Genomic DNA, 21455 nt, shown 5'->3' with positions numbered 1-21455 from the left:
CATGCGCCAGATTGAGCCCACAATGAGCGAACTCAGCGTCAATGTCCTCACCAGCCTGTCCCAGATCGCAGAGGCCGACTGGGATGCCTGCGCCTGCCCCGAAGCCGAAACGGGCCGCCCGCGCGACCCGTTCACCACGCATAGGTTCCTGTATGCGTTGGAACAAAGCGGCTCGGTCGGCGGGCGCTCGGGCTGGGACCCGCGCTATCTGACGGTGCAGGACGGGGATGACATCATCGCCGTGACGCCGCTATACGGCAAGCATCACAGTCAGGGCGAATACATCTTCGACCACTCTTGGGCGCATGCGCTGGAAAACGCGGGCGGCGACTACTACCCGAAACTCCAGATCGCCGTGCCCTTCACCCCGGCCACCGGGCGCAGGTTCCTGACGAAACCGGGCCACGACATCACCGGCATGTCGGCACTGATCCAAGGCGCGGTGCAACTGGCCGCGCAGAACGAGCTGTCCTCGGTCCATGCCACCTTCTGCACCGAGGCCGAGGCGCTGGCGGGGGCGGAGATGGGCCTGCTGCACCGCATCACGACCCAGTATCACTGGCTGAACGACGGCTACGCCACGTTCGACGATTTCCTGAGCGCGCTCAGCTCGCGCAAGCGCAAGACCATCCGCAAGGAACGCCGCACCGCGCAGGACTTCGGCGGCACCATCCGCACGCTCACCGGCGACGACATCAAACCCCACCACTGGGACGCCTTCTGGCTGTTCTACATGGATACCGGCAGCCGCAAATGGGGCACGCCCTACCTGACCCGCGCCTTCTTCGACATGGCGCATGAAACGATGCGTGACGACATCGCGCTGGTGATCTGCGAACGCGACGGGCGGCCAATGGCGGGCGCGCTGAACTTCATCGGGCGCCACGTGCTGTTCGGGCGCTATTGGGGCTGCGTGGAACACTACCCCTGCCTGCATTTCGAGGCCTGCTACTATCAGGCCATCGACTTTGTGATTGAAAACGGCCTGAAACGGGTCGAGGCCGGCGCGCAGGGCGAACACAAGCTGGCACGCGGATACCTGCCAGCCGCCACGCATTCGCTGCATTGGATCGCCAACCCCTCTTTCCGCGAGGCGGTGGACCACTACCTGCAAAGGGAACGCGAAGCGGTCGATGAGGATATCGAGATCCTCACCAGCTACGGCCCCTTCCGCAAAACCCATGAGGAGGAACAGCCATGACCGAGAAACTGTCAGACACCGCCCGCAAGACCGTGCTCGCCCCCTTGCTGGAAAACGGCTGGGCCATGGTAGAAGGCCGCGATGCCATCTCGAAAACGTTCAAGTTCAAGGACTTCACCGAAGCCTTCGGCTGGATGACCCGCGCCGCCTTCTTTGCGGAAAAGTGGGATCACCACCCGGAATGGGCCAACACCTACAACACCGTGCAGGTCACGCTGACCACCCATGATGTCGATGGCCTCTCCTCGCTCGACGCGAAACTGGCCCGCAAGATGGACGGCCTCTGACGCCCCCCTGCTTCTTTGGTCCCCAAATACCTCGGGGGTGTGGGGGCAGAGCCCCCACGGCGTGACGACTGCCACGCAGACCGACGGCTCAGATCGCCGCCAGCATCGCCTCGCCGCCCGAGGTCTCGCAGACGCCGGGGTTTTCCTCGGCATGCAGCACCTTGACGACTCCATCCTCGGCCATCAGCGCATAGCGCTTGGACCGGTCGATCAGGCCCGCGGGCGGTGCGGTGAAATCCATGCCGACCGCCTTGGTGAACTCGGCCGCCGGATCGCCCAGCATGGTGATCCCGGCCTCGGTCGCGCCCGTCGACTCGCCCCAAGCCCCCATGACGAAGGGATCGTTGACCGACAGGCAGATCACCTCGTCCACGCCCTTGGCCTTGAAGTCGCCGATGGTGCGGATGAAGCTCGGCACATGCGCCGTGGTGCAGGTGCCGGTATAGGCGCCGGGCAGCGCGAAAATCACCACCTTGCGGCCCGCCGTCAGGGTCGAAAGCTCGACCGTTTCGGGGCCTTCGGCGCCCATCCGCGACAAAGTTGCGTTGGGCAGGCTGTCGCCTTCGGAAATTGCCATGAACTGATCCCTCCTTGGAATTGCGTTTCCCGTGACCGGGACTATAGGGTGCGCCACACAGAGGGAAATGGGAGAATGACGGATGCGCAAGGTTGTGGTCATCGGGGGCGGGCAGGCGGCGGCGTCCTGCGTGGCGAAACTGCGGTCGGGCGGCTTTGACGGCAGCATCACGCTGATCGGCGAGGAACCCGCCCTGCCCTACCAGCGCCCGCCGCTGTCCAAGGGCTACCTGTTGGGCGACATGACGCTGGACCGGCTGTTTTTGCGCCCCGAGCAGTGGTACGCCGACAATGCCATCACCGTGCATCTGAACGAGCGCGCGACGCGGATCGACCGCGACGCCAAGGTGGTTCAGGCGGGCGGGCATGAACACGCCTATGACGACCTCGTGCTGTGCACCGGCTCGGTCCCCCGCCAGCTGCCCGCCGCCATCGGCGGCGCGCTGGAGGGGGTGCGTGTGGTGCGCACGCTGGCGGATGTGGATGCCATGGCGCCTGGGTTCACCGAAGGCAAGCGCGTGCTGGTCGTCGGCGGCGGCTATATCGGGCTGGAGGCCGCCGCCGTCGCCGCAAAGCTGGGCATGAAGGTCACGCTGGTCGAGGCCGCCGAGCGTATCCTTGGCCGCGTCGCCTCGCCCGAGACCTCGGACTATTTCCGCAAGCTGCATGGCGCGCATGGGGTGGATATCCGCGAGGGCACCGGGCTGGTGCGCCTGCTGGGCGAGACCCATGTGACCGGGGCGGAACTGGGCGACGGTACGACACTCGACATCGACTTTGCCATCGTCGGCGTCGGCATCACCCCGGCGAGCCAACTGGCCGAAGAGGCGGGGCTTGAGATCGAGAACGGCATCAAGGTCAACGCCTTGTGCCAGACCTCGGACCCGGCGATCTGGGCGGCGGGCGACTGCGCCTCCTTCCCCGTGGGCGAGGACCGGCTGCGGCTGGAAAGTGTCGGCAATGCCATCGACATGGGCGAGCTTGTCGCGGAAAACATCCTTGGCGCGGGCAAGGCCTATATCGCCAAGCCGTGGTTCTGGTCGGATCAATACGACGTGAAATTGCAGATCGCGGGCCTGTCGACAGGCTATGACGAGATCGTCACGCGGCAGGGTGAGGGCACGGTGTCCTTCTGGTACTACGCGGGCGACAAGCTGCTGGCGGTGGACGCGATGAATGACAGCCGCGCCTACATGGTCGCCAAGCGCCTGATCGAAAGCGGGAAAACGGCGGACAAGGCCGCCGTGGCGGACCCTGCGACCGAACTCAAGGCACTGCTGAAGGCGTGAGGATCGTCGCCGGAGAATGGCGCGGGCGCGTCCTGACGCCGGTGGGCAAGGGCGACGCGGGCGCGCATCTGCGCCCAACCACCGACCGGGTGCGCGAGGCACTGTTCAACATGTTGGCGGGCGGGCGCTTTGGCGAGCCGTTCGACGGCACGCGCGTGCTGGACCTGTTTGCAGGCACAGGCGCGCTGGGGCTGGAGGCGCTGTCGCGCGGCGCGTCCCATGTGACCTTCGTCGAGAACGGCCGCGTGGGCGCGCGACTGATCCGTGACAACATGAAGCTGTTGGGCACGGGCCCACGCGCCACGCTGATCGGGGCCGATGCGACGCGGCTGCCCGAGGGGCGGCCATGCGACCTCGTCTTCCTCGACCCGCCCTATGGCAAGAGTCTGGGCGACAAGGCCTTGGCGGCGGCGCGCGCGCGCGGCTGGATCGCCCCCGGCGCGCTGATCGTTTGGGAAGAAAACGCCGAGCAGGCCGCGCCCGAGGGCTTTGGGCTGCTGGAAACCCGGCGCTACGGCGATACGACGGTGACGCTGCTCGAAGCTTAGGTAGGATGGGTGATCACCCATCCTACTGGATGTTTCACTGCGCCGCGCCCGTATGCTTGGCCACCAGCGCCCGCGCATCCTCGACCATCTGCGCGCCCGGCAGGCCCTTGGCCTCCATGTCGGCGATCCAGTCCTGAACCACCTCCTCGCCGCGCGCGCGGATCACCTCGGTCACCTCGGGCGACATCTCGGCCACCACGTTGCCGCCCGCGATCATCGCCGCTTTGCCATCCGCATCGCCCAGATCATGCGCGCGCCCCGCCCAAGCCGAGGTCTCGGCCCCGGAATTGGCGTCGATCACCGCGCGCAGGTCGTCGGGGAGGCTGTCATAGACGTCCTTGTTCATCGCCCAGATGAAGAACAGATTATACAGCGAGTAATCCCCCGCCACATCCGTATGGCTGTCGGTCAACTCGTCGAGCTTGAGCGAGGGCGACATCTCCCACGTGATCACGCCACCATCGACCACGCCCTTGGACAGCGCCTCGGTGAATTGCGGGACGGGCATGCCGATCGGCTGCGCGCCCAGCTTCTCCAGCAACAAGGTCGCGGGACGCGACGGGCCGCGCAGCTTGAGCCCTTCGAAATCGGACAGGTCCGAAACCGGCGCTCCCTTTTTGTGGACCAGCCCGCGCCCATGCATATGCGCCGCGATCAGGTGGACGTTCTCAAAGTCGTCGGCAAGGTATTCCTGCGTGTAGTCCCAAGCCACGCGGCTCGCCTCCTCGGCGGATTTGGTCACCATGAAGGGCAGTTCCAGCGCCTCGGTTTCCGGGAATCGCCCGGCTTGGTAGCCGGGGATCACCCAGCCGCCATCGATCACCCCATCCTGGATCATGTCGAATTGGTCCGGCGCGGAACCGCCCATCTGCATGAAGGGATAGATCTCGACCTTGATGCGCCCGTTCGAGTCCGCCTCGACCTTCTCGGCCCACGGTTCGATGAAATATTTCGGGTTCGCGGAATTGGGCGACACGAAATGCTGGAAGCGCAGGGTGACCTCTTGTGCGAAGGCGGTCGAGCCCAGCAGACCAGCGGCGATGGCAAGGGAAAGAATCGGTTTGATCGACATGGGGCGATCTCCTTTTCGATGGTGCTGCGGTGCAGCGACGCGGTTCAGATAATGCACCCCGCCGGGCTTCACAAGGCAAACCCGGCTGCACCGCAGTGCAATTCCGCTTTTAACCAATTGATAAAGTTTCCTTTTCGCGTCAAACGGGGAATATCGAAACGCTTTTCCCGATCCGCGACACCCTACGCGCGGGTGACAGGGCGCAGGTCGGCGCAGTGGCCGGCCCCCGTCAAGAAATCGTGGCAAAGCGCCGCGCCGATGATATCATCTCATGCGAATGCATGAATAAAGGGAGGCCCCATGACGATCCTGAAACCCACCCGCCGCGAGATCCTGACCATGGCCGCCGCAGCCCCCGCCCTGACCCTGCCGGTCAGCCTGCGCGCACAGACGCTTGGCGCGCCCGGCGTCTCGAACCCTGCGCATTTCTCCTTTACGCTCGGAGAGGCCAAGATCACCGTCGTCAGCGACGGGCATCTCGAAACGCCGGCCAGCGGGCTGGGCGTCAATATCGATCCCGCCGAGGTACAGGCCTTTCTGACCAGTTATTTCCTCTCGCCCGAGACCAACTATTCCCACACCAACCACCTCGTCATCGAGATCGGCGGGGCCGTGGTACTGGTCGATGTCGGCTCGGGCAATCGCTTTCTGCCCACCGCCGGTGACCTGATGGGAAATCTCGAAAGCGCCGGAATCGATCCGGCCTCGATCACCCATGTCATCATCACCCATGCCCATCCCGACCACGTCTGGGGCATCCGCGACGATTTCGACGAGGCGATCCTGCCCGATGCGCAATTCTTCATCGGCGGGGCCGAGTACGATTTCTGGATGCAGGACGGGTTGGCCACATCGGTGCCCACCGAGTTGCAACAGTTCGTCGTGGGGGCGGTCAATTCGCTGACCGCCGAGGGCGCCGAATGGGAGATGCTGTCAAACGAGCAGGAAATCGCCCCCGGCGTGCGCGTCATCGACACGCCCGGTCATACGCCGGGCCACATGTCGGTGATCGTGGAATCGAACGGCCAGCAGCTGATCGCGCTGGGGGATGCGATGAACCATGCCTACATGAACTTCGCCCGCCCAGACTGGTATAACGGCTTCGACATGGACGGGATGGAAACCGTGGCCACCCGTCTGCGCCTGCTGGACATGGCGGCGACCGACCGGATGGCGGTGCTGGGCTATCACTTCCCCTTCCCCGGCGTCGGCCATGTGCGGCGCGAGGGCGAAGCATATCAGTTCGTTCCGGCGCTGTGGCAGTGGTGAGCGCAAGCTGATCGGACGGAACCGGGGGCTCTGCCCCCGGACCCCCGAGGTATTTGAGGACCAAAGAAGACGGGGGCGCGTCAGCCTTGGTAAGTGGGGTGGAACTTGCCTGCGGGCGAAAGGGTGAAGATGTCGACCCCGTCCGCCGTCACGCCGACCGAATGTTCGAACTGCGCGGATAGCGACTTGTCGCGGGTGACGGCTGTCCAGTCATCGGCCAGAACCTTGGTTTCCGGGCGGCCGATATTGACCATCGGTTCGATGGTGAAGAACATGCCCTCTTCGAGGACCGGGCCCGATCCCGCGCGCCCGTAATGCAGCACGTTCGGCGGGGCGTGGAAGACGCGGCCCAGACCGTGGCCGCAGAAGTCGCGGACGACAGACATGCGCTGCGCCTCGACATAGCTTTGGATGGCAAAGCCGATATCGCCGAAGGTGTTGCCCGGCTTGACCGCCTCGATCCCCAGCATCAGCGCATCGTGCGTTACTTGGATCAGGCGCTCGGCCTTGCGGGGCAGCTTGCCCGCCACGTACATGCGCGAGGTGTCGCCGAACCAGCCATCGACGATCACCGTGACGTCGATGTTGAGGATATCGCCTTCCTTCAGCTTCTTGTCACCGGGGATGCCGTGGCAGACCACGTGGTTGACGCTGATGCAGGAGGCGTGCTGGTAGCCCTTGTAGCCGATCGTCGCCGAGGTCGAGCCCAGTTCGACCACGCGGTTGCGGATGAAATCGTCGATCGCGCCGGTGGTCTGGCCGGGAAAGACATGCTCCGCCACCTCGTCGAGGATCTGCGCCGCCACGCGGCCCGCCTTGTGCATCCCGGCAAAGTCGCTGTCGTCGTAGATCCGGATCCCGTCGCGGGTCACTCGGCCGCCATCTGCGTTCAAGGTCTCGTCCTTTCGGTTGTCTTTGCGCTATTTAACCGCGCCCGGCGCGATTTGCCAGAGGCAGGCGGCGGGAACCGTTGGGTCGCGAAATCGTTAGGCCAACTGGCAAGACGGAGAAGGGACATATGGATCGGCTGCAGCAGCTGTTGAATACGGAAATCCATAACGGAACATCGATCTCGGACGTGCTGACGCTTGAATTCCTTGCCCAGATGCTGGGCAACGTTCTTGCGGCCATCGTGATCCTGCTGGTGGGCTGGATCGTCGCCAACTGGGTGCGTCGGCGGATTCAGGGCATCGGCGAGCGGCATGCGCGCTTTGACCGGACGCTGTTCCATTTTCTTGGCAATGGGGCGCGCTACGTGGTGCTGGCCTTTGCCATTCTGTTCGTTCTGAACACTTTCGGCGTGCAGACGACCTCGATCGTCGCAGCGATCGGCGCGGCGGGTCTGGCGGTGGGGCTGGCCTTGCAGGGCACCCTGTCGAATGTTGCGGCGGGGGTCATGATCATCGCCTTTCGCCCGATCAAGATCGGCGATTTCGTCGAGGTTGGGGGCGAGATGGGTACGGTCAAGGACATCACCTTGAACACCACCGAGCTGGCGAGCTTGTCCAATGTGCAGATCATCATCCCCAATTCCGAGGTCTGGGGAAACACGATCGAGAACTATTCGATCTACCCGACACGGCGGGCGGAATGGACCTTTGGCGTGGGCTATGGGGCGAATCTGAAACAGGCCGAGCAGGTGATCCGCGAGACGATCATGGGCGATCCACGCTCGCATGACGATCCCGCCCCATTCATCCAAGTGAATGGGCTGGGCGACAGTTCGGTCGATTTCCTCGTACGGGTCTGGGTCGATAGCGCCGATTACTTCCAGTATCAGGCGGACATGAAGCGCGCGGTCAAGGAGGCGTTGGACGCGGCTGGGGTCGACATCCCTTTTCCTACGCGGACGCTGGTTTGGGACGACGCGTCGGATGACGCGGCTCAGGAGCGGTCGCGGCCCCGCCCGCGCAAGGGTCTCGACGGGCAGGACGAGGGTCAGGACAACGCGGCCTGACGGCTTTTCAACCGGCAGCCGGCGGGGTAAGGCACGGGCGAGCAGAACAGGAGCTTGCCCATGTCCTTCATCACGCTGGTTCGCCACGGTCAGGCCAATTCCGGCGCCCGCGACGAAGAGGGCTATGACAAGCTGAGCGACCTTGGCTGGCAGCAGGCGCGCTGGCTGGGCGCGTATTTCGCGCAGGCGGGCGACCGGTTTGCGCGGGTCTATAGCGGCACGTTGCGGCGGCATGTGGAAACTGCGGCGGGGATCGGATTCGACGCGCCCGAACAGGATCCGCGCCTGAACGAGATGACCTATTTCACGCTGGCAAGCCTGCTCGAAGAGCAGCACGGCATCGCCATGCCCACGGATCGCGAGACGTTCATTCCCCATATTCCGGTGCTATTGCAACATTGGCAGGCGGACCGGATCGAGGGCGCGCCGGAGCGGTTCTCGGAATTCGAGGCGCGCGTGACGGATGTGCTGCGCGAAATCGCGGCCGGAGACGGGCGCGCGCTGGTGGTCACGTCGGGCGGGCTGATCGGCATGGCGATGCGCGTGATCATGCGACTCGATATCGGCGCCTTGGCCCATGCGATGTTGTCGATCGAGAACAGTTCGCTGCATCGGGTGCAACCGCTGCAGACCGGGCTGGCGCTGACCCAGTTCAACGCCATCCCGCATCTGGATACGCCGGAACGGCAGCACGCCCGCAGCCATCTTTGAGGGGCAAAATTCTTCGAAGAATTTTGAGGGCGCGCGCGACGAAGTCGGGACATAAAAAAGGGCGCTCTGGCTGGCAGCTTGCGCGATCAAATTCCTTGAAAGGAATTTGCCAAAAATCTTCGAAGATTTTTGAACCGCGCGATTTCGACGCCACGCCCCCTTGCCCTCGGCTTACGTCTTGGCGACAGTCCCGGCAAACGGAGGCCCCCCATGACCCATCTCTGGATCCGCGCCGAAAGCCGCCCCAACGAGGAGCGCACAGGCATCACCCCGGACGGTGTGCGCACCCTGATCGCGCGCGGCATTCATGTCACCGTCGAGGACAGTCCGACCCGAGTGATCGGCTCGGAGGCCTTCGTCGATGCCGGTGCGACGCTTGCCCAAGAGGGCAGCTGGCCCGACGCGCCGCGCGACGCGATCATCTTCGGCCTCAAGGAATTGCCCGATGACGGCACGCCCTTGCCCCACCGCCACATCATGTTCGGCCATGCCTACAAGGGGCAGACCGCGGGCCAGCGTCTGCTAGACCGCTTCGCCGCCGGAGGCGGGCGGCTGTACGACCTCGAATACCTGCTGGACGAGACCGGGCGGCGCGTCGCCGCCTTTGGTTACTGGGCGGGCTATGCGGGGGCGGCGGTCAGCGTGCTGGCCTGGGCAGCGCAACAGCGTGGCGAGATCTGCCCGACTGTGACCACCTGGCCCAACTCCGATGCCATGCTGGCCGATCTGCGCGCCGCGCTGGACGGCCAGCGCCCCGCAGACGCGCTGGTGATCGGCGCGCTGGGGCGCGTCGGCACTGGCGCGTCGGACCTGTGTGAGCAACTCGACATCCCCGTGACCCGATGGGACATGGCCGAGACCGCCCATGGCGGTCCCTTCCCCGAAGTCCTTGACCACGCACTGTTCTTCAACTGCATCCTTGCCGCGCCCGGCTGCCCGGTCTTCGTCCCGGCCTCTGCCGCCGCGATGCCGCGCAAACTGCGCGTCATCGGGGACATCGCCTGTGACCCGCAATCGGATTTCTCGCCCATCAAGGTCTATGACCGGGAAACCGACTGGCACACGCCCGTCACGCGGGTGTTCACCGATCCGCCGCTCGACGTGATGGCCATCGACAACCTGCCCTCGCTCCTGCCGCTGGAAAGCTCGCAGGATTTCGCGGCGCAACTGCTGCCGTCTTTGGAGACGCTGACCGACCCCGAAGCCGGGGTCTGGGGCCGCGCGGCGGCGATCTACGACCAACACAAGAAAGGCTGACGACATGACTGTACACTGGTGTGGCACCGGCCTGTCCTCGATCCCGGGCCTGCGCCGCCTGATCGAGGCAGGCCACCCGGTCACCGTCTGGAACCGGACCACCGACAAGGCCCGCGCCGCCGTGGGTGACCTGACCGACGACATCCGGGCCTTCGACCCGGACGCCCTGCGCGCCGCGCTGGCCAAGGACGATATCGTCGTCTCGATGCTGCCCGGCGACTGGCACGTGACGCTGGCCGACATGGCCATCGACGCGGGCGCGCATTTCGTCTCGTCCAGCTACATCGCCCCCGAGATGCGCGCGCTGGATGCCAAGGCGCGCGAAGCGGGCGCACGGCTGGTCAACGAGGTCGGTCTGGACCCGGGCATCGACCACCTGATGGCGCATGCCCTTGTCGCCGACTACACCTCATCATCTGCGTTCTCCAAGGAGAACGAGCTCAGCTTCCTGTCCTATTGCGGCGGCGTGCCGAAGATCGCCAACGCCTTCCGCTACAAGTTTTCTTGGGCGCCCGTCGGCGTGCTCAAGGCGCTGCGCTCGCCCTCGCGGTCGATCCGGCACTTCTCGGTGCTGGAGGTCAACCGCCCGTGGGACGCGCTGACCCGCTACGACGCGCCGCTGCCCAGCCCCGAGGCGTTCGAGGTCTATCCGAACCGCGACTCTCTGCCCTTCATGGCGGAATACGGCTTTGGTGAGGACTGGAAGGTCAAGAATTTCGTGCGCGGCACCCTGCGCCTGAACGGCTGGGCCGAGGCGTGGAAGGACATCTTTGCCGAGGCCCCCAACGCAACGGATGCGCGCCTGCAGGAGATCGCGGATCGGCTTCTGGCCGAGAACAGCTATAAACCGGATGAGCCGGACCGCGTCGTGCTGTGCGTCGACCTGAAGGCCGAGCGGGAGGGCGAGACCGTCTGGCACAAGAGCTATGTCATGGACGCATGGGGCGATGCGCGCGGCACGGCAATGGCGCGGCTGGTCTCGGTACCGGTCTCGCTCGCGGTCGAGGCGGTCATGGCGCGCGAGATGGCGCCGGGTGTGCATGCCGCGCCCAGCGACCCCAAACTGGTGGGCCGCTGGCTGGATGAGGTCCAGAAGCTTGCGCAGCACCTGATGGTCGTGGACCAGTTGGCATGACGCGGCTGGCACTGGCGTTGGTTCTGGCGGCCGCGCCGGTCGCCGCCGCCGATATCTGCCACGAGATATCTTCCAAGGCCGGGTGGCAGGCCGGGGCGTTCCCCGAGGGCCTCGTGCAAGTGCTGTATGCGCAGGGCTTCTGGACGACCCGCGCCGGAGAGCTTGGGCCGGTGGGGACACGGGGCCATGGCGGCGATGCCGGCAAGATGCTGTTCGACGAAGGGGTCGCGCGGATCGACCCCAATGCCGGCCATGGCGCGCTGCTGGTGCGGTTCGAGATCGCGGGCGAGACGCGGATGATGCCGTGGGCGCGGCTCTTGGCGTTCACCGAGCAATCCGGCGCGTTCAACATGAACCTCGACCGGATGGAGTTCCGGATCAACGAAGGGGATGATCTGTTGGACGACAATGACGGGGCGATCACCGTCTGTTTGCGCTACGTCGATTGAAAGTAGGATGGGTGATCACCCATCCTACCCAAGTTTCGGGGCGGGCCGATCCAGAACCAGTTCCGCATCCGAAAAGCGGATCGGTGTCCGCACCCCCGGAACGCCGCCCGGAGCGATCTGCATCCCCCGCGCCACGACCTGCGGGTCGGCAAACACCTCGGCCATGTCGTTGATCGGCCCGGCGGGCACGCCCTGCGCCTCGCAGGCGGCCAGCAACTCGGCCTTGGTCCGCTGCAAGGTCGCCTCAGTCAGGCGGCGGATCATCTCTTCGCGATTGGCCACGCGGTCTGCATTCCGCAGGAATTCCGGCGCTTCGGCCATCTCCTCCAGCCCCAAAAGCCCACATAGCCGCCGGTATTGCGCGTCATTGCCCGTGGCAATGATGATATGGCCGTCCGCACAGTCGAAGACCTGATAGGGCGTCAGGTTCGGGTGATAATTCCCCGTCCGTCCCGGCGGCGTGCCGGTGCTCAGGTAATTCAGCGCCTGATTGGCCATCGCCGCCACCGCGCAATCCAGCAGCGCCATGTCGACATGCTGGCCTTTGCCCGTCCGCTCGCGCTGGTACAGCGCCGAGAGGATGCCGTTGACCGAATAGAGACCCGTGAACAGGTCGGTGATCGCCACGCCCGCGCGCTGCGGCTGGCCATCCGGGTCGCCCGTGATCGACATGAAACCGGACATGCCTTGGATGATATAGTCGTACCCGGCGCGATGCGCATAAGGCCCGTCCTGCCCGAAACCGGTGATCGAGCAATAGATCAGCCGCGGGTTCACCGCGCTGAGCGAGGCATAATCCAGCCCGTATTTCGCCAGCCCGCCGACCTTGAAATTCTCGATCAGCACATCCGCATCCGCCACCAACTCGCGCAGCCGCGCCTGCCCGGCCTCGGTTGCGATGTTGACCACCTCCGACGCCTTGCCCCGGTTGCAGGAATGGAAATAGGCCGCCGTCCGCTGACCGTCATGCTCGATGAAAGGTGGCCCCCATTGGCGGGTGTCATCGCCCGCCTCGGCCTCGATCTTGAGGACTTCTGCCCCCAGATCGGCCAATGTCTGACCGGCAAACGGGCCCGCAAGAATGCGGGCCAGTTCGATGACCTTCACGCCCTCCAGCGGGCCGCGTGGGGCAGAGGTCATTCCGCCTTGGCCAGTTCTTCGTCCAGCCGCGCCGAGAAATCGGCGTAGTTCATATTCGACGCCTTCTCTCCGTTGATGATGAAGGACGGGGTCGAATCGATTCCGTCGGCGGTGGCGTTTTCCTGATACCAGCCGACCAGCGCGCGCAGCTTGTCACCATCGGACAGGCAGGCGTCCAGCTCATCCTTCTCGATCCCGGCCAAGCGCCCGATCTTGCGCAGCTCGTCGGCAATGGCCGCCTCGGACCCGGCCCGCGCCCATGTGGACTGACCCTGATACATCATCTCGGTGATGCCAAAGAAGCGCTGCGTGTCGCCGCCGCAGCGCGCGATCATGCTGGCCCACATGCCGAACTTGTCGAAATAGACCTCGCGATAGGTGAACTTCACCTTGCCGGTGTCGATGTAATTCGCCTTGATGTCCTTGAAGACGTTCTGGTGGAAACTGGCGCAATGCGGGCAGGTGTAGGACGCGTATTCGATCACCTCGACCGGCGCATCCTCGGCACCGAGGGTCATCTCCTGAACGACATAGGCCTCGGCCTCCTCGGCGGCGGCATCGCCTTCCTGCGCGATCGCCGCGCCGGGCAGCGTGAATTGCGGACCTTGCACGGCCTGTTCCTGCGTGTAGAACCACGCCCCACCGGCGAGCGCGACCAGCGCCAGCGCGCCTGCGGTTTGTACCATCTTCATGCCTGAGAACCTCTCCTGTCCTTGCGTCGGGCGGGGTTATCCCCGCCCCCCTTTCGATATGACATTTGCCGCGAGCCGTTCAAGCGCCGCCCGCAGCCCCGGATCACCCACCTCGCCCGTAACATCCCGCGCCCGGGCCTGCACCTCTTCGGGCGGCACGGCGGGCGCTTTCGGCTTTGGCCGATGCTGAAACGAGACCTTGCCCTCGGCAAAGCCCGTGGCGGCGGTCTGCGTCACCCGGATGCGGGTGATGGCGTTGTAGCCGTAGACCGCGTTGATCTTTGCCCGGATTTCCTCGGATCGCATGTGCACCAGCGGCGCCTGCGCGCCCGTGGTCAGCAAGACCAGAGTCGCCCCGAAACTGCCGCGCCCATAATTGACCTCGACGGGGCGCGCCATGGCGGCGATCTCCGCACCGGCGATCTCCTCCCAATGGGTGAGGATACGAGACTGCGCGAATCCGCGCTGCTCGGACGCCGCCCGCACCTGCCCCGTCAGGAAGGTCGAGGTCGGCTTGAAACCATAGGTGCTTGTATTGCGTCGCGACATGGGTTGAATCCCTCTCTCGGAGCCTATTCTAGGGGCATGCGACAGGGGCATGCCAGCCCCCTTATCCATAACGGAGCCTCACCCTTGCGTGAAACCGCCCAAGCCGCCGACCTGCTCGACTGGTACGACCGTCATGCACGCAGTTTGCCATGGCGTGTGCCCCCCGCCGCGCGCAAGGCGGGGGTGCTGCCCGACCCCTACCGGGTCTGGCTGTCAGAGATCATGCTGCAACAGACGACGGTGGCCGCGGTCAAGGACTACTTCCACAAATTCACCACGCTCTGGCCGACGGTTCAGGCGCTGGCCGCCGCGCGGGACGAGGACGTGATGGCCGCATGGGCGGGGCTCGGCTACTATGCCCGCGCCCGCAACCTGCTGAAATGCGCCCGCGCGGTGGTGGAGCATCATGGCGGGCAATTCCCCAACGATCACGCCACGCTGCTGACCCTGCCAGGCATCGGACCCTATACCGCTGCCGCCATCGCCGCCATCGCCTTCGACGACCCGCAGACCGTGCTGGATGGCAATGTCGAGCGGGTCATGGCCCGCCTGCATGACGACCCGACCCCTCTGCCCGGTGCCAAGCCGCTTTTCACGCAATACGCCGCCGCCCTGACCCCGCAACAGCGCCCCGGCGATTACGCGCAGGCGGTCATGGACCTCGGCGCGACGATCTGCACGCCGAAACGCCCGGCCTGCGGCCTCTGCCCGTGGCGCCCCGCCTGTGCGGCATGGGTCAATGGCACCGCCGCCGACCTGCCGCGCAAGGCCCCCAAGAAACGCAAACCGACGCGCCAAGGCACCGCCTATCTCGCCCGCCGCGTCGACGGTGCGTGGCTTTTGGAACGCCGCCCCGACAAGGGGCTGCTCGGCGGCATGCTCGGCTGGCCCGGCACCGACTGGTCCGAGGACATACCCGCCGAAGCCCCGCCGATCCGCGCCGAATGGAAGACCCTGCCGGGTGAGGCCCGCCACACCTTCACCCATTTCCACCTGCACCTGACGGTCAAAACCGCCCTCGTCCCGATGGAACGCAGCCCCGATCGCGGCGATTTCATCCCGCTCGAGGACTTCTCGCCCGCCGACCTTCCAACGGTGATGCGCAAGGCTTTCGACCTGACCAAAGGCGCGAAATAGGTTTCTTCTTGGTCAAAATACCCAAATCCGACACCGCAAAGCCCACAGCACTGGCGATTTCCGACAAATCCCCCTCAAATTGCCGCGATTTGACCTCGCGCAAGGCGCGAAACCGCCGCTTGCCTGCGCTATGCTGGCCAAAAGGGTATCACCGGAGCAGAAACATGATCCCCGCCCAGCACATCGCCCGGCTGTCCGCAGCCGCCCCGTTCTTCTTGTCGTTCATCCTCGTCCCGCTGGTCTGGATCGGGGCGCTTTGGGGCGACTGGTGGGTGCTGCTGACGCCGCTGTGTACGTGGTACCTGTTCACCGCCATCGACTTTGCCATCGGGTTGAATGGCGAAAACGCCGATCCGGACACCTCCGAGGACCAGCTGTTCTGGTACAAGCTGCTGACGCAACTCTGGGTGCCGCTGCAAGCGGCCACCCTGTTCGGTCTGGTCTGGTATGTGCCGCGCGCCGGGCTGAATGGCTGGGAAACCTTTGGCGTGGTGTTCGGGACCGGGGTGATGACCGGCACCGTGGGCATCGTCTATGCCCACGAACTGCTGCACCAGCGCAACCGGGCCGAGCGCAGGCTCGGCGACCTGCTGCTCGCCATGGTGCTTTATTCACATTTCCGGTCCGAGCATCTTCTGGTGCATCACCGCCATGTGGGCACGCCCCGCGACCCCGTCACGGCGCGCTACAACGAGGGGTTCCACCGGTTTTATCCTCGTGTGCTGCGGCAAAGCCTGCTGTCGTCCTTCCGGGCCGAGCGCGAGATGCTGGCCCGGAAGGGCCGCCCGTGGTGGGACCGCCGCAATCCGTTCTGGACCTATCTCGCTCTGCAAGGCGCCATGCTGGCGCTGGCGCTGGCACTGTCCGGTTGGGCGGGGCTGGGGCTGTTCATGTTGCAGGCCGGCGTTGCCATCTGGCAACTGGAGGTGGTCAACTATGTCGAACATTACGGCCTGACGCGGAAATATCTGGGCGATGGCAAATACGAACGCGTGTTGCCGCGTCACAGCTGGAATGCCAGCCACACCGCGACCAACTGGCTGATGATCAACCTGCAGCGGCATTCGGACCACCATTACAAACCGGACCGTCGCTTTCCGCTGCTCCAGACCTATGCCGAGGATGAGGCCCCGCAACTGCCCTACGGCTACCCTTTGATGGCGCTGGCGGCGATGATCCCGCCGCTGTGGAGGCGCATCATGAACCCACGCGTCCGGGCGTGGCGGCAACGCTATTACCCGGAGATCACCGATTGGCACCCCTACAACAAGGCGCGGCACCCCGCCCCGAATTAGGCGCGCAAGGCGCTTCGAAGCGCCTTGGGACACGCATCTTCGAAGATGCGTCACAAGCGCATTGCAATGCGCTTGATCCAAGGCCCTTCGAAGGGCCTTGCCCGGCCTCAAGGTCGCACCCGGGGTGACAAGCGGCGCGCGCGCGGCTATAGCGCGCGCGAACAGCCTTTCAGACAGAGGATTCCCGCATGACCACCCTCGTTTTCGGCCACAAGTCGCCAGACACCGATTCCACCGGCTCGCCCATCATCTGGGCTTGGTACCTGAACGAAATCAAAGGCGAAACCGCCAAGCCCGTCCTGCTGGGCGAACCCAATACCGAAGCCGCCTTTGTCCTGACCCATTGGGGTCTCGACAAGCCCGAGATCATCTCGGGCGTGGACGCCGGCACCCCCGTCGTCATCGTCGACACCAACAACCCCGCCGAACTGCCCGCCGACATCAACAGCGCCGACATCCGCGCCATCATCGACCACCACAAGCTGGTGGGTGGGCTGGAAACCAAGGGCCCGATCGACATCCGGATCGAGCCGCTGGCCTGCACCGCCACCATTATGCACAAGATGATCGGCGACGATCTGGCGCAGGCCCCCAAGGCGATCAAGGGTGCGATGCTGTCCTGCATCCTGTCGGACACGCTGGAATTCCGTTCGCCCACCACGACGCAGGAAGACATGGCCATCGCCCATGCGCTGGCCGATGATCTGGGCGTCGACCTGTCCGCCTATGCCAGCCAGATGTTCGAAGCCAAGTCCGACGTCTCGGCCTTCTCCGATGCCGAACTGCTGCGGATGGATTCCAAGGAATACACCGTCGACGGCAAGGACTTCCGCGTTTCCGTGCTGGAAACCACCGCGCCCAAGCTGGTGCTGGACCGCAAGGACAGCCTGATGGCGTCGATGGTCGACGTGGCCAAGGAAGATGGCGCCGATCAGGTCCTGCTGTTTGTCGTCGATATCCTCAACGAGGAAGCCACCCTGCTCGTCCCCAACGACCTGGTGAAGACCGTGGCCGAGAAGAGCTTTGGCGCAACCGTGACCGGCGATACCGTGGTGCTGCCGGGGATCATGTCCCGGAAAAAGCAGATCATCCCGAATCTCAAGGTCTGAGGATCGGGGGCCAGCCCCCGAACCCCCGGGGTATTTGAGCCAAGAAGAAACAAGGGTCGGCGCAGTTGCGGCGGCCCTTTTTCTATGGGGTGAAGGGCAGTTTGGGGCCGAGAGTCACGGATTGCGGGGTGATGGCGCAGCCAAAGGCCAAGGCTTGGACACCCGCCGTGGCGGCTTGGGCGAAGGCCTGCGCGTAGGCCGGGTCGAGGTCACGCGCCAGCGTGACGCGGTCGCAATCGGTGCGCTGCACGAGGTAGAGCATCACGGCGCAATGCCCCTGCGCGGCCATATTGGCCAGTTCCGCGAGGTGTTTTGCCCCGCGCGCGGTGACGCTGTCGGGGAACTCGGCAAGGCCGGGCTGGCGGGACAGGGTGACGGATTTGACCTCGACATAGCAATCGGTGCGGTCCCGGCCTGTCAGCAGAAAGTCGATGCGGGAGTTTTCGCCGTATTTCACCTCGGGGCGGACAAGGTCGTAGCCGTCGAGGCCCGGCACCTGGCCCGCCATCAGCGCGGCGCGCAGCATCCGGTTGGGCACCCCGGTATCGACACCGGTGAACTGCCCGCCGGGATGCTCGACCAGCCGCCAAGCGTATTTCAGTTTCTTCTTCGGATCGTCATTGGGTTCCAGCCAGATGCGCAGCCCTTCGTCCTTCAATCCCAGCATCGAGCCGGGATTGGCCACATGGGCGGTCACCTCGCGCCCATCCTCCAGCCGGCAATCGGCGAGGAAGCGTTTGTAGCGCCGCAAGAGCGTCGCGGGGATCAGGTCAGATTGAAAGCGCATCATCCGCGTCCTATACCGATCACGAACCCCGTCGCCAAGGAGCCCGCCATGCCCAACCCCACCGCCGCCATGCTTGTCATCGGGGACGAGATCCTGTCAGGGCGGACGCGCGACGCGAACATGCATTACCTTGCGCAGGAATTCACCAAGCACGGCATCGACCTGAAAGAGGTCCGGGTGGTCAGCGATGACCGCGCCGCCATCGTCGGGGCGTTGAACGCGCTGCGCGGGGCCTATGACACCGTCGTCACCTCCGGTGGTATCGGGCCGACCCATGACGACATCACCGCTGATTGCGTGGCCGAGGCCTTTGGCGCGCAGATCGACGTGCGCGCCGATGCCGCAGCCCTCTTGCAGGCGCATTACGACGCGCGCGGGATCGAGTTCAACGATGCCCGCAAGCGCATGGCCCGCATCCCCGACGGGGCCACCTTGATCGAGAACCCGGTTTCGATCGCGCCCGGCTTTACCATGGAGAACGTGCACGTGATGGCCGGAGTCCCGGCGATCTTTCAGGCGATGGTCGCGAGCATCCTGCCGACCCTGACCGGCGGCCAGCCGCTGCTGTCCCAGACCCTGCGGATCCAGCGCGGCGAAGGCGACATTGCCGGGCCGCTGGGCGAACTGGCGGCTGAGTTCAGCGACCTGTCCTTTGGCTCTTATCCCTACAGCCAGAACGGCGTGTTCGGCGCCAATATCGTCATCCGGGGTGCGGATGGCGCGCGAGTCGATGCCGCGATCGGGCGGCTCGCCGCCCTGTTCCCGGAGGCGTGACGCATGGCCATGGCCCCCGACGCGAACCGCCTGCTGACCACGCTCGACGCGACATGGCCCGCCGCGGCACGGGTCGAGGCGGGGCCTTGGACGCTGCGCGAGGGGCGCGGGGGCGGCAGCCGCGTGTCGGCGGCGACCCTGCGCGGACCGTGGCGCCCCGAGGACATCGCCGCCGCCGAGAAATCCATGCGCCTGATGGGGCAGGCGCCCTTGTTCATGATCCGCCCCGGCGAGATGGAACTGGACCGCGAATTGGCGGCGCGTGGCTATGCCAAGCGCGACGTGACCAACCTGTGGGTCTGCGACATCGACCTGTTGACCGACCGCAAGCTGCCGCCCGTCACCGCCTTTGCGATCTGGGAACCGCTGGCGATCATGCATGAAATCTGGGCCGATGGCGGCATCGGTCCGGAACGCTTTGCCGTGATGGACCGCTGCCCGCTGCCCAAGACCGCGCTGTTTGGCCGGGTCAGCGACAAATCCGCAGGGGCCGGCTTCGTCGCCAGCCATGACGGCATCGCCATGCTGCACGCGCTGACGATCCTCGACCAGCACCGGGGCAAGGGCCTTGGCGCTTGGATGACCCGCTGTGCCGCGCTATGGGCACGGCGCAAGGGCGCGCGCTGGATGAGCCTCGCCGCCACTGAGCAGAACACCGCCGCCGCCGCGCTTTACACCACCTTGCGGATGCAGGTCGTGGGGCAGTACCATTACCGCATCCTGAACGATGCAGAAAGTGACGACACGTGACCGAGACTTCTCCCACCGCGCTCAATCTGCCGATGGTCGACCCGCTGCCCGAGCAGACGCAGAACTACTTCGACATCTGCCAGGACAAGTTGGGCATGGTACCGAACGTCCTGCGTGCCTATGCCTTCGACATCGACAAGCTCAACAGCTTCACGGCGATGTATAACGACCTGATGCTGGCCAATAGCGGTCTGACCAAGCTCGAACGCGAGATGATCGCGGTGGTCGTTTCCTCGATCAACAAGTGCTTTTACTGCCTGACCGCCCATGGCGCCGCCGTGCGGCAGCTGTCGGGCGATCCGAAACTGGGCGAGATGCTGGTGATGAACTGGCGCGTGGCCGACCTGAACCACCGCCAGCGCGCGATGCTGACCTTTGCCGAGAAAATGACGGTCGAGTCGTTCAAGATCGCCGAATACGACCGCGAGGCGCTGCGCGATGCGGGCTTTTCCGATCGTGACATCTGGGACATTGCCAACGTGGCCGGGTTCTTCAACATGACGAACCGCGTGGCCTCGGCCACCGATATGCGCCCCAATGACGAGTATCACGCGCAGGCGCGGTGATGTGGCGCCTATGGCTCTGCCTGCTGGCGGGGGCGGCACAGGCGCAGGACCTGTCGCTGCCTGCCGGTGCCGAGCGCAGCTTTCAGACGGTGCGCGATCCCGGCGCCTATGATCTGCCCACCGGCCCGTGGACGGTGGACGGCCTGCCCACCACCCGCGTCGAAGGCCGGATCGAGGTCGAGGCATGGCGCCTGCCCGGCTCGTCGCAGACGCCGTTCCAACTGGTGCAGCCGCTGCGCGACACGTTGGAGGATTCGGGGTTCGAAATCCTGTTGGACTGCGCGGCGCGCGCCTGCGGCGGCTTCGACTTCCGCTTTGCCACGCTGGTCTTGCCCGCGCCCGAAATGTTCGTGTCGCTGACCGACTATCACTTCGTCTCGGCCCGCGCGCCCGAGGGCGCGGTGTCGATCCTCGCCAGCCGCGACCGCAGCCGTGGCTATGTCCAGATCATCCGCGCCGGAAGCGCGCCCCCCAGCGCGACCAAGCCCGCCGCCCCTGCCCTGCCGCTGGCCGCGCCGGGCGATCTGGGCGACGTGGCCAAGGGGCTGGAACTGGCGGGGCACGCGGTGCTGCGCGATGTGGAATTCGCCTCGGGCTCCACCCGGCTTGGGGACGGCGCGATCCCCTCGCTGGACGCGATTGCCACCTATCTCAAGTCCAATCCGGCGCGGCGCGTGCTGCTGGTCGGACATACGGATGCGACCGGCTCGCTCGACGCCAACCGCAAGGTCTCGCTGGCCCGCGCGCAGGCGGCGGTGGCCTATCTGCGCGCCCAAGGCGTGCCTGCCGAGCAACTCTCGGCCGAGGGCGCGGGATACATGGCGCCGGTCGCCTCGAACCTGACCCCCGAGGGGCGCGAGGCCAATCGCCGCGTCGAGGCGGTGTTGCTGTCGACCGAATGATCT

At 65.3% G+C, this 21455-nt stretch carries 24 protein-coding genes; 17 read left to right on the top strand and 7 right to left on the bottom strand.

Annotated features, from left to right (window positions below; translation table 11 throughout):
* Positions 1-22 precede the first annotated feature (22 nt).
* Both D8Z78_RS03140 and D8Z78_RS03135 read left to right on the top strand, forming a co-directional pair.
* Positions 23-1201, top strand: coding sequence for a GNAT family N-acetyltransferase (locus D8Z78_RS03140; RefSeq protein ID WP_121629170.1), 1179 nt, complete (start codon positions 23-25; stop codon positions 1199-1201).
* Positions 1198-1488, top strand: coding sequence for a 4a-hydroxytetrahydrobiopterin dehydratase (locus D8Z78_RS03135; RefSeq protein WP_121629171.1), 291 nt, complete (start codon positions 1198-1200; stop codon positions 1486-1488). Before D8Z78_RS03140 ends, D8Z78_RS03135 begins: the two co-directional genes overlap by 4 nt.
* A gap of 88 nt (positions 1489-1576) precedes the next feature.
* On the opposite strand, the gene D8Z78_RS03130 is transcribed toward D8Z78_RS03135, so the two are convergent.
* Positions 1577-2065: a peroxiredoxin gene (locus D8Z78_RS03130; RefSeq protein WP_121629172.1), complete on the bottom strand. Its 489-nt coding sequence runs from the start codon at positions 2063-2065 to the stop codon at positions 1577-1579.
* Between the two features lie 82 nt (positions 2066-2147).
* On the opposite strand from D8Z78_RS03130, the gene D8Z78_RS03125 reads away from it, so the two are divergent.
* Together D8Z78_RS03125 and rsmD are read left to right on the top strand one after the other, a co-directional pair.
* Positions 2148-3353: an NAD(P)/FAD-dependent oxidoreductase gene (locus D8Z78_RS03125; protein WP_121629173.1), complete on the top strand. Its 1206-nt coding sequence runs from the start codon at positions 2148-2150 to the stop codon at positions 3351-3353.
* Positions 3350-3901: a 16S rRNA (guanine(966)-N(2))-methyltransferase RsmD gene (gene rsmD / locus D8Z78_RS03120; RefSeq protein ID WP_121629174.1), complete on the top strand. Its 552-nt coding sequence runs from the start codon at positions 3350-3352 to the stop codon at positions 3899-3901. Before D8Z78_RS03125 ends, rsmD begins: the two co-directional genes overlap by 4 nt.
* Positions 3902-3935: 34 nt before the next feature.
* Here rsmD and D8Z78_RS03115 read toward each other — a convergent pair whose 3' ends face one another.
* Positions 3936-4973, bottom strand: coding sequence for a TRAP transporter substrate-binding protein (locus D8Z78_RS03115; protein ID WP_121629175.1), 1038 nt, complete (start codon positions 4971-4973; stop codon positions 3936-3938).
* A gap of 300 nt (positions 4974-5273) precedes the next feature.
* Between D8Z78_RS03115 and D8Z78_RS03110 the strand changes: the two genes are divergently transcribed.
* Positions 5274-6242, top strand: a complete 969-nt coding sequence (locus D8Z78_RS03110; protein WP_121629176.1) for an MBL fold metallo-hydrolase — start codon at positions 5274-5276, stop codon at positions 6240-6242.
* Positions 6243-6322: 80 nt separating this feature from the next.
* Here D8Z78_RS03110 and map read toward each other — a convergent pair whose 3' ends face one another.
* On the bottom strand, positions 6323-7135 hold the full coding sequence (gene map / locus D8Z78_RS03105; protein WP_121629177.1) for a type I methionyl aminopeptidase: 813 nt from the start codon (positions 7133-7135) through the stop codon (positions 6323-6325).
* A 125-nt stretch (positions 7136-7260) separates the two neighbouring features.
* On the opposite strand from map, the gene D8Z78_RS03100 reads away from it, so the two are divergent.
* The 5 genes from D8Z78_RS03100 (at position 7261) to D8Z78_RS03080 (ending at position 11751) form a co-directional block, all read left to right on the top strand.
* Positions 7261-8199: a mechanosensitive ion channel family protein gene (locus D8Z78_RS03100; protein WP_121629178.1), complete on the top strand. Its 939-nt coding sequence runs from the start codon at positions 7261-7263 to the stop codon at positions 8197-8199.
* A gap of 60 nt (positions 8200-8259) precedes the next feature.
* On the top strand, positions 8260-8910 hold the full coding sequence (locus D8Z78_RS03095) for a histidine phosphatase family protein (RefSeq protein WP_121629179.1): 651 nt from the start codon (positions 8260-8262) through the stop codon (positions 8908-8910).
* A 210-nt stretch (positions 8911-9120) separates the two neighbouring features.
* On the top strand, positions 9121-10167 hold the full coding sequence (locus tag D8Z78_RS03090; RefSeq protein WP_121629180.1) for a saccharopine dehydrogenase: 1047 nt from the start codon (positions 9121-9123) through the stop codon (positions 10165-10167).
* Positions 10168-10171: 4 nt separating this feature from the next.
* A complete protein-coding gene (locus D8Z78_RS03085; protein ID WP_121629181.1) occupies positions 10172-11302 on the top strand; it encodes a saccharopine dehydrogenase family protein in 1131 nt (376 codons plus the stop codon).
* A complete protein-coding gene (locus D8Z78_RS03080; protein ID WP_121629182.1) occupies positions 11299-11751 on the top strand; it encodes a hypothetical protein in 453 nt (150 codons plus the stop codon). Before D8Z78_RS03085 ends, D8Z78_RS03080 begins: the two co-directional genes overlap by 4 nt.
* A gap of 24 nt (positions 11752-11775) precedes the next feature.
* Here D8Z78_RS03080 and D8Z78_RS03075 read toward each other — a convergent pair whose 3' ends face one another.
* The 3 genes from D8Z78_RS03075 to D8Z78_RS03065 are packed head-to-tail and all read right to left on the bottom strand — an operon-like array spanning position 11776 to position 14132.
* Complete coding sequence (locus D8Z78_RS03075) at positions 11776-12891, bottom strand: CaiB/BaiF CoA transferase family protein (RefSeq protein ID WP_121629183.1); 1116 nt, start codon at positions 12889-12891, stop codon at positions 11776-11778.
* Entirely contained in the window at positions 12888-13583 is a 696-nt protein-coding gene (locus D8Z78_RS03070) for a DsbA family protein (protein WP_420824299.1), read from the bottom strand. Before D8Z78_RS03070 ends, D8Z78_RS03075 begins: the two co-directional genes overlap by 4 nt.
* A 36-nt stretch (positions 13584-13619) precedes the next feature.
* The gene (locus D8Z78_RS03065; protein ID WP_121629184.1) at positions 13620-14132 is read right to left on the bottom strand and encodes a DUF721 domain-containing protein; all 513 of its coding nucleotides are present in this window, start codon (positions 14130-14132) and stop codon (positions 13620-13622) included.
* An 84-nt stretch (positions 14133-14216) separates the two neighbouring features.
* On the opposite strand from D8Z78_RS03065, the gene mutY reads away from it, so the two are divergent.
* The 3 genes from mutY to D8Z78_RS03050 all read left to right on the top strand — a co-directional run bounded on the left by mutY (position 14217) and on the right by D8Z78_RS03050 (position 17673).
* Positions 14217-15269, top strand: coding sequence for an A/G-specific adenine glycosylase (gene mutY / locus D8Z78_RS03060; protein ID WP_121629185.1), 1053 nt, complete (start codon positions 14217-14219; stop codon positions 15267-15269).
* Positions 15270-15433: 164 nt separating this feature from the next.
* Complete coding sequence (locus D8Z78_RS03055) at positions 15434-16564, top strand: alkane 1-monooxygenase (RefSeq protein ID WP_121629186.1); 1131 nt, start codon at positions 15434-15436, stop codon at positions 16562-16564.
* A gap of 188 nt (positions 16565-16752) precedes the next feature.
* Positions 16753-17673 carry a manganese-dependent inorganic pyrophosphatase gene (locus D8Z78_RS03050; RefSeq protein ID WP_121629187.1) on the top strand — a complete coding sequence of 307 codons (921 nt, stop codon included), beginning with the start codon at positions 16753-16755 and terminating at the stop codon, positions 17671-17673.
* An 82-nt stretch (positions 17674-17755) separates the two neighbouring features.
* On the opposite strand, the gene sfsA is transcribed toward D8Z78_RS03050, so the two are convergent.
* Entirely contained in the window at positions 17756-18460 is a 705-nt protein-coding gene (gene sfsA, locus D8Z78_RS03045) for a DNA/RNA nuclease SfsA (RefSeq protein WP_121629188.1), read from the bottom strand.
* A gap of 48 nt (positions 18461-18508) precedes the next feature.
* Between sfsA and D8Z78_RS03040 the strand changes: the two genes are divergently transcribed.
* From D8Z78_RS03040 to D8Z78_RS03025, 4 genes are read left to right on the top strand one after another with little or no spacing between them, the layout of a single operon-like run.
* Positions 18509-19234 carry a competence/damage-inducible protein A gene (locus tag D8Z78_RS03040; protein WP_121629189.1) on the top strand — a complete coding sequence of 242 codons (726 nt, stop codon included), beginning with the start codon at positions 18509-18511 and terminating at the stop codon, positions 19232-19234.
* A 3-nt stretch (positions 19235-19237) separates the two neighbouring features.
* Positions 19238-19984: a GNAT family N-acetyltransferase gene (locus D8Z78_RS03035; protein WP_121629190.1), complete on the top strand. Its 747-nt coding sequence runs from the start codon at positions 19238-19240 to the stop codon at positions 19982-19984.
* Positions 19981-20550: a peroxidase-related enzyme gene (locus D8Z78_RS03030; protein WP_121629191.1), complete on the top strand. Its 570-nt coding sequence runs from the start codon at positions 19981-19983 to the stop codon at positions 20548-20550. The genes D8Z78_RS03035 and D8Z78_RS03030 overlap by 4 nt, the downstream gene beginning before the upstream one ends.
* Positions 20550-21452, top strand: coding sequence for an OmpA family protein (locus D8Z78_RS03025; RefSeq protein WP_164932866.1), 903 nt, complete (start codon positions 20550-20552; stop codon positions 21450-21452). The genes D8Z78_RS03030 and D8Z78_RS03025 overlap by 1 nt, the downstream gene beginning before the upstream one ends.
* Positions 21453-21455: the final 3 nt, after the last annotated feature.

Source organism: Tropicibacter alexandrii (assembly GCF_003667315.2).
Lineage (GTDB): Bacteria > Pseudomonadota > Alphaproteobacteria > Rhodobacterales > Rhodobacteraceae > Tropicibacter > Tropicibacter alexandrii.
Note: the sequence above shows the minus strand (reverse complement) of the source record. Positions and strands in the feature narration are given on the sequence as shown.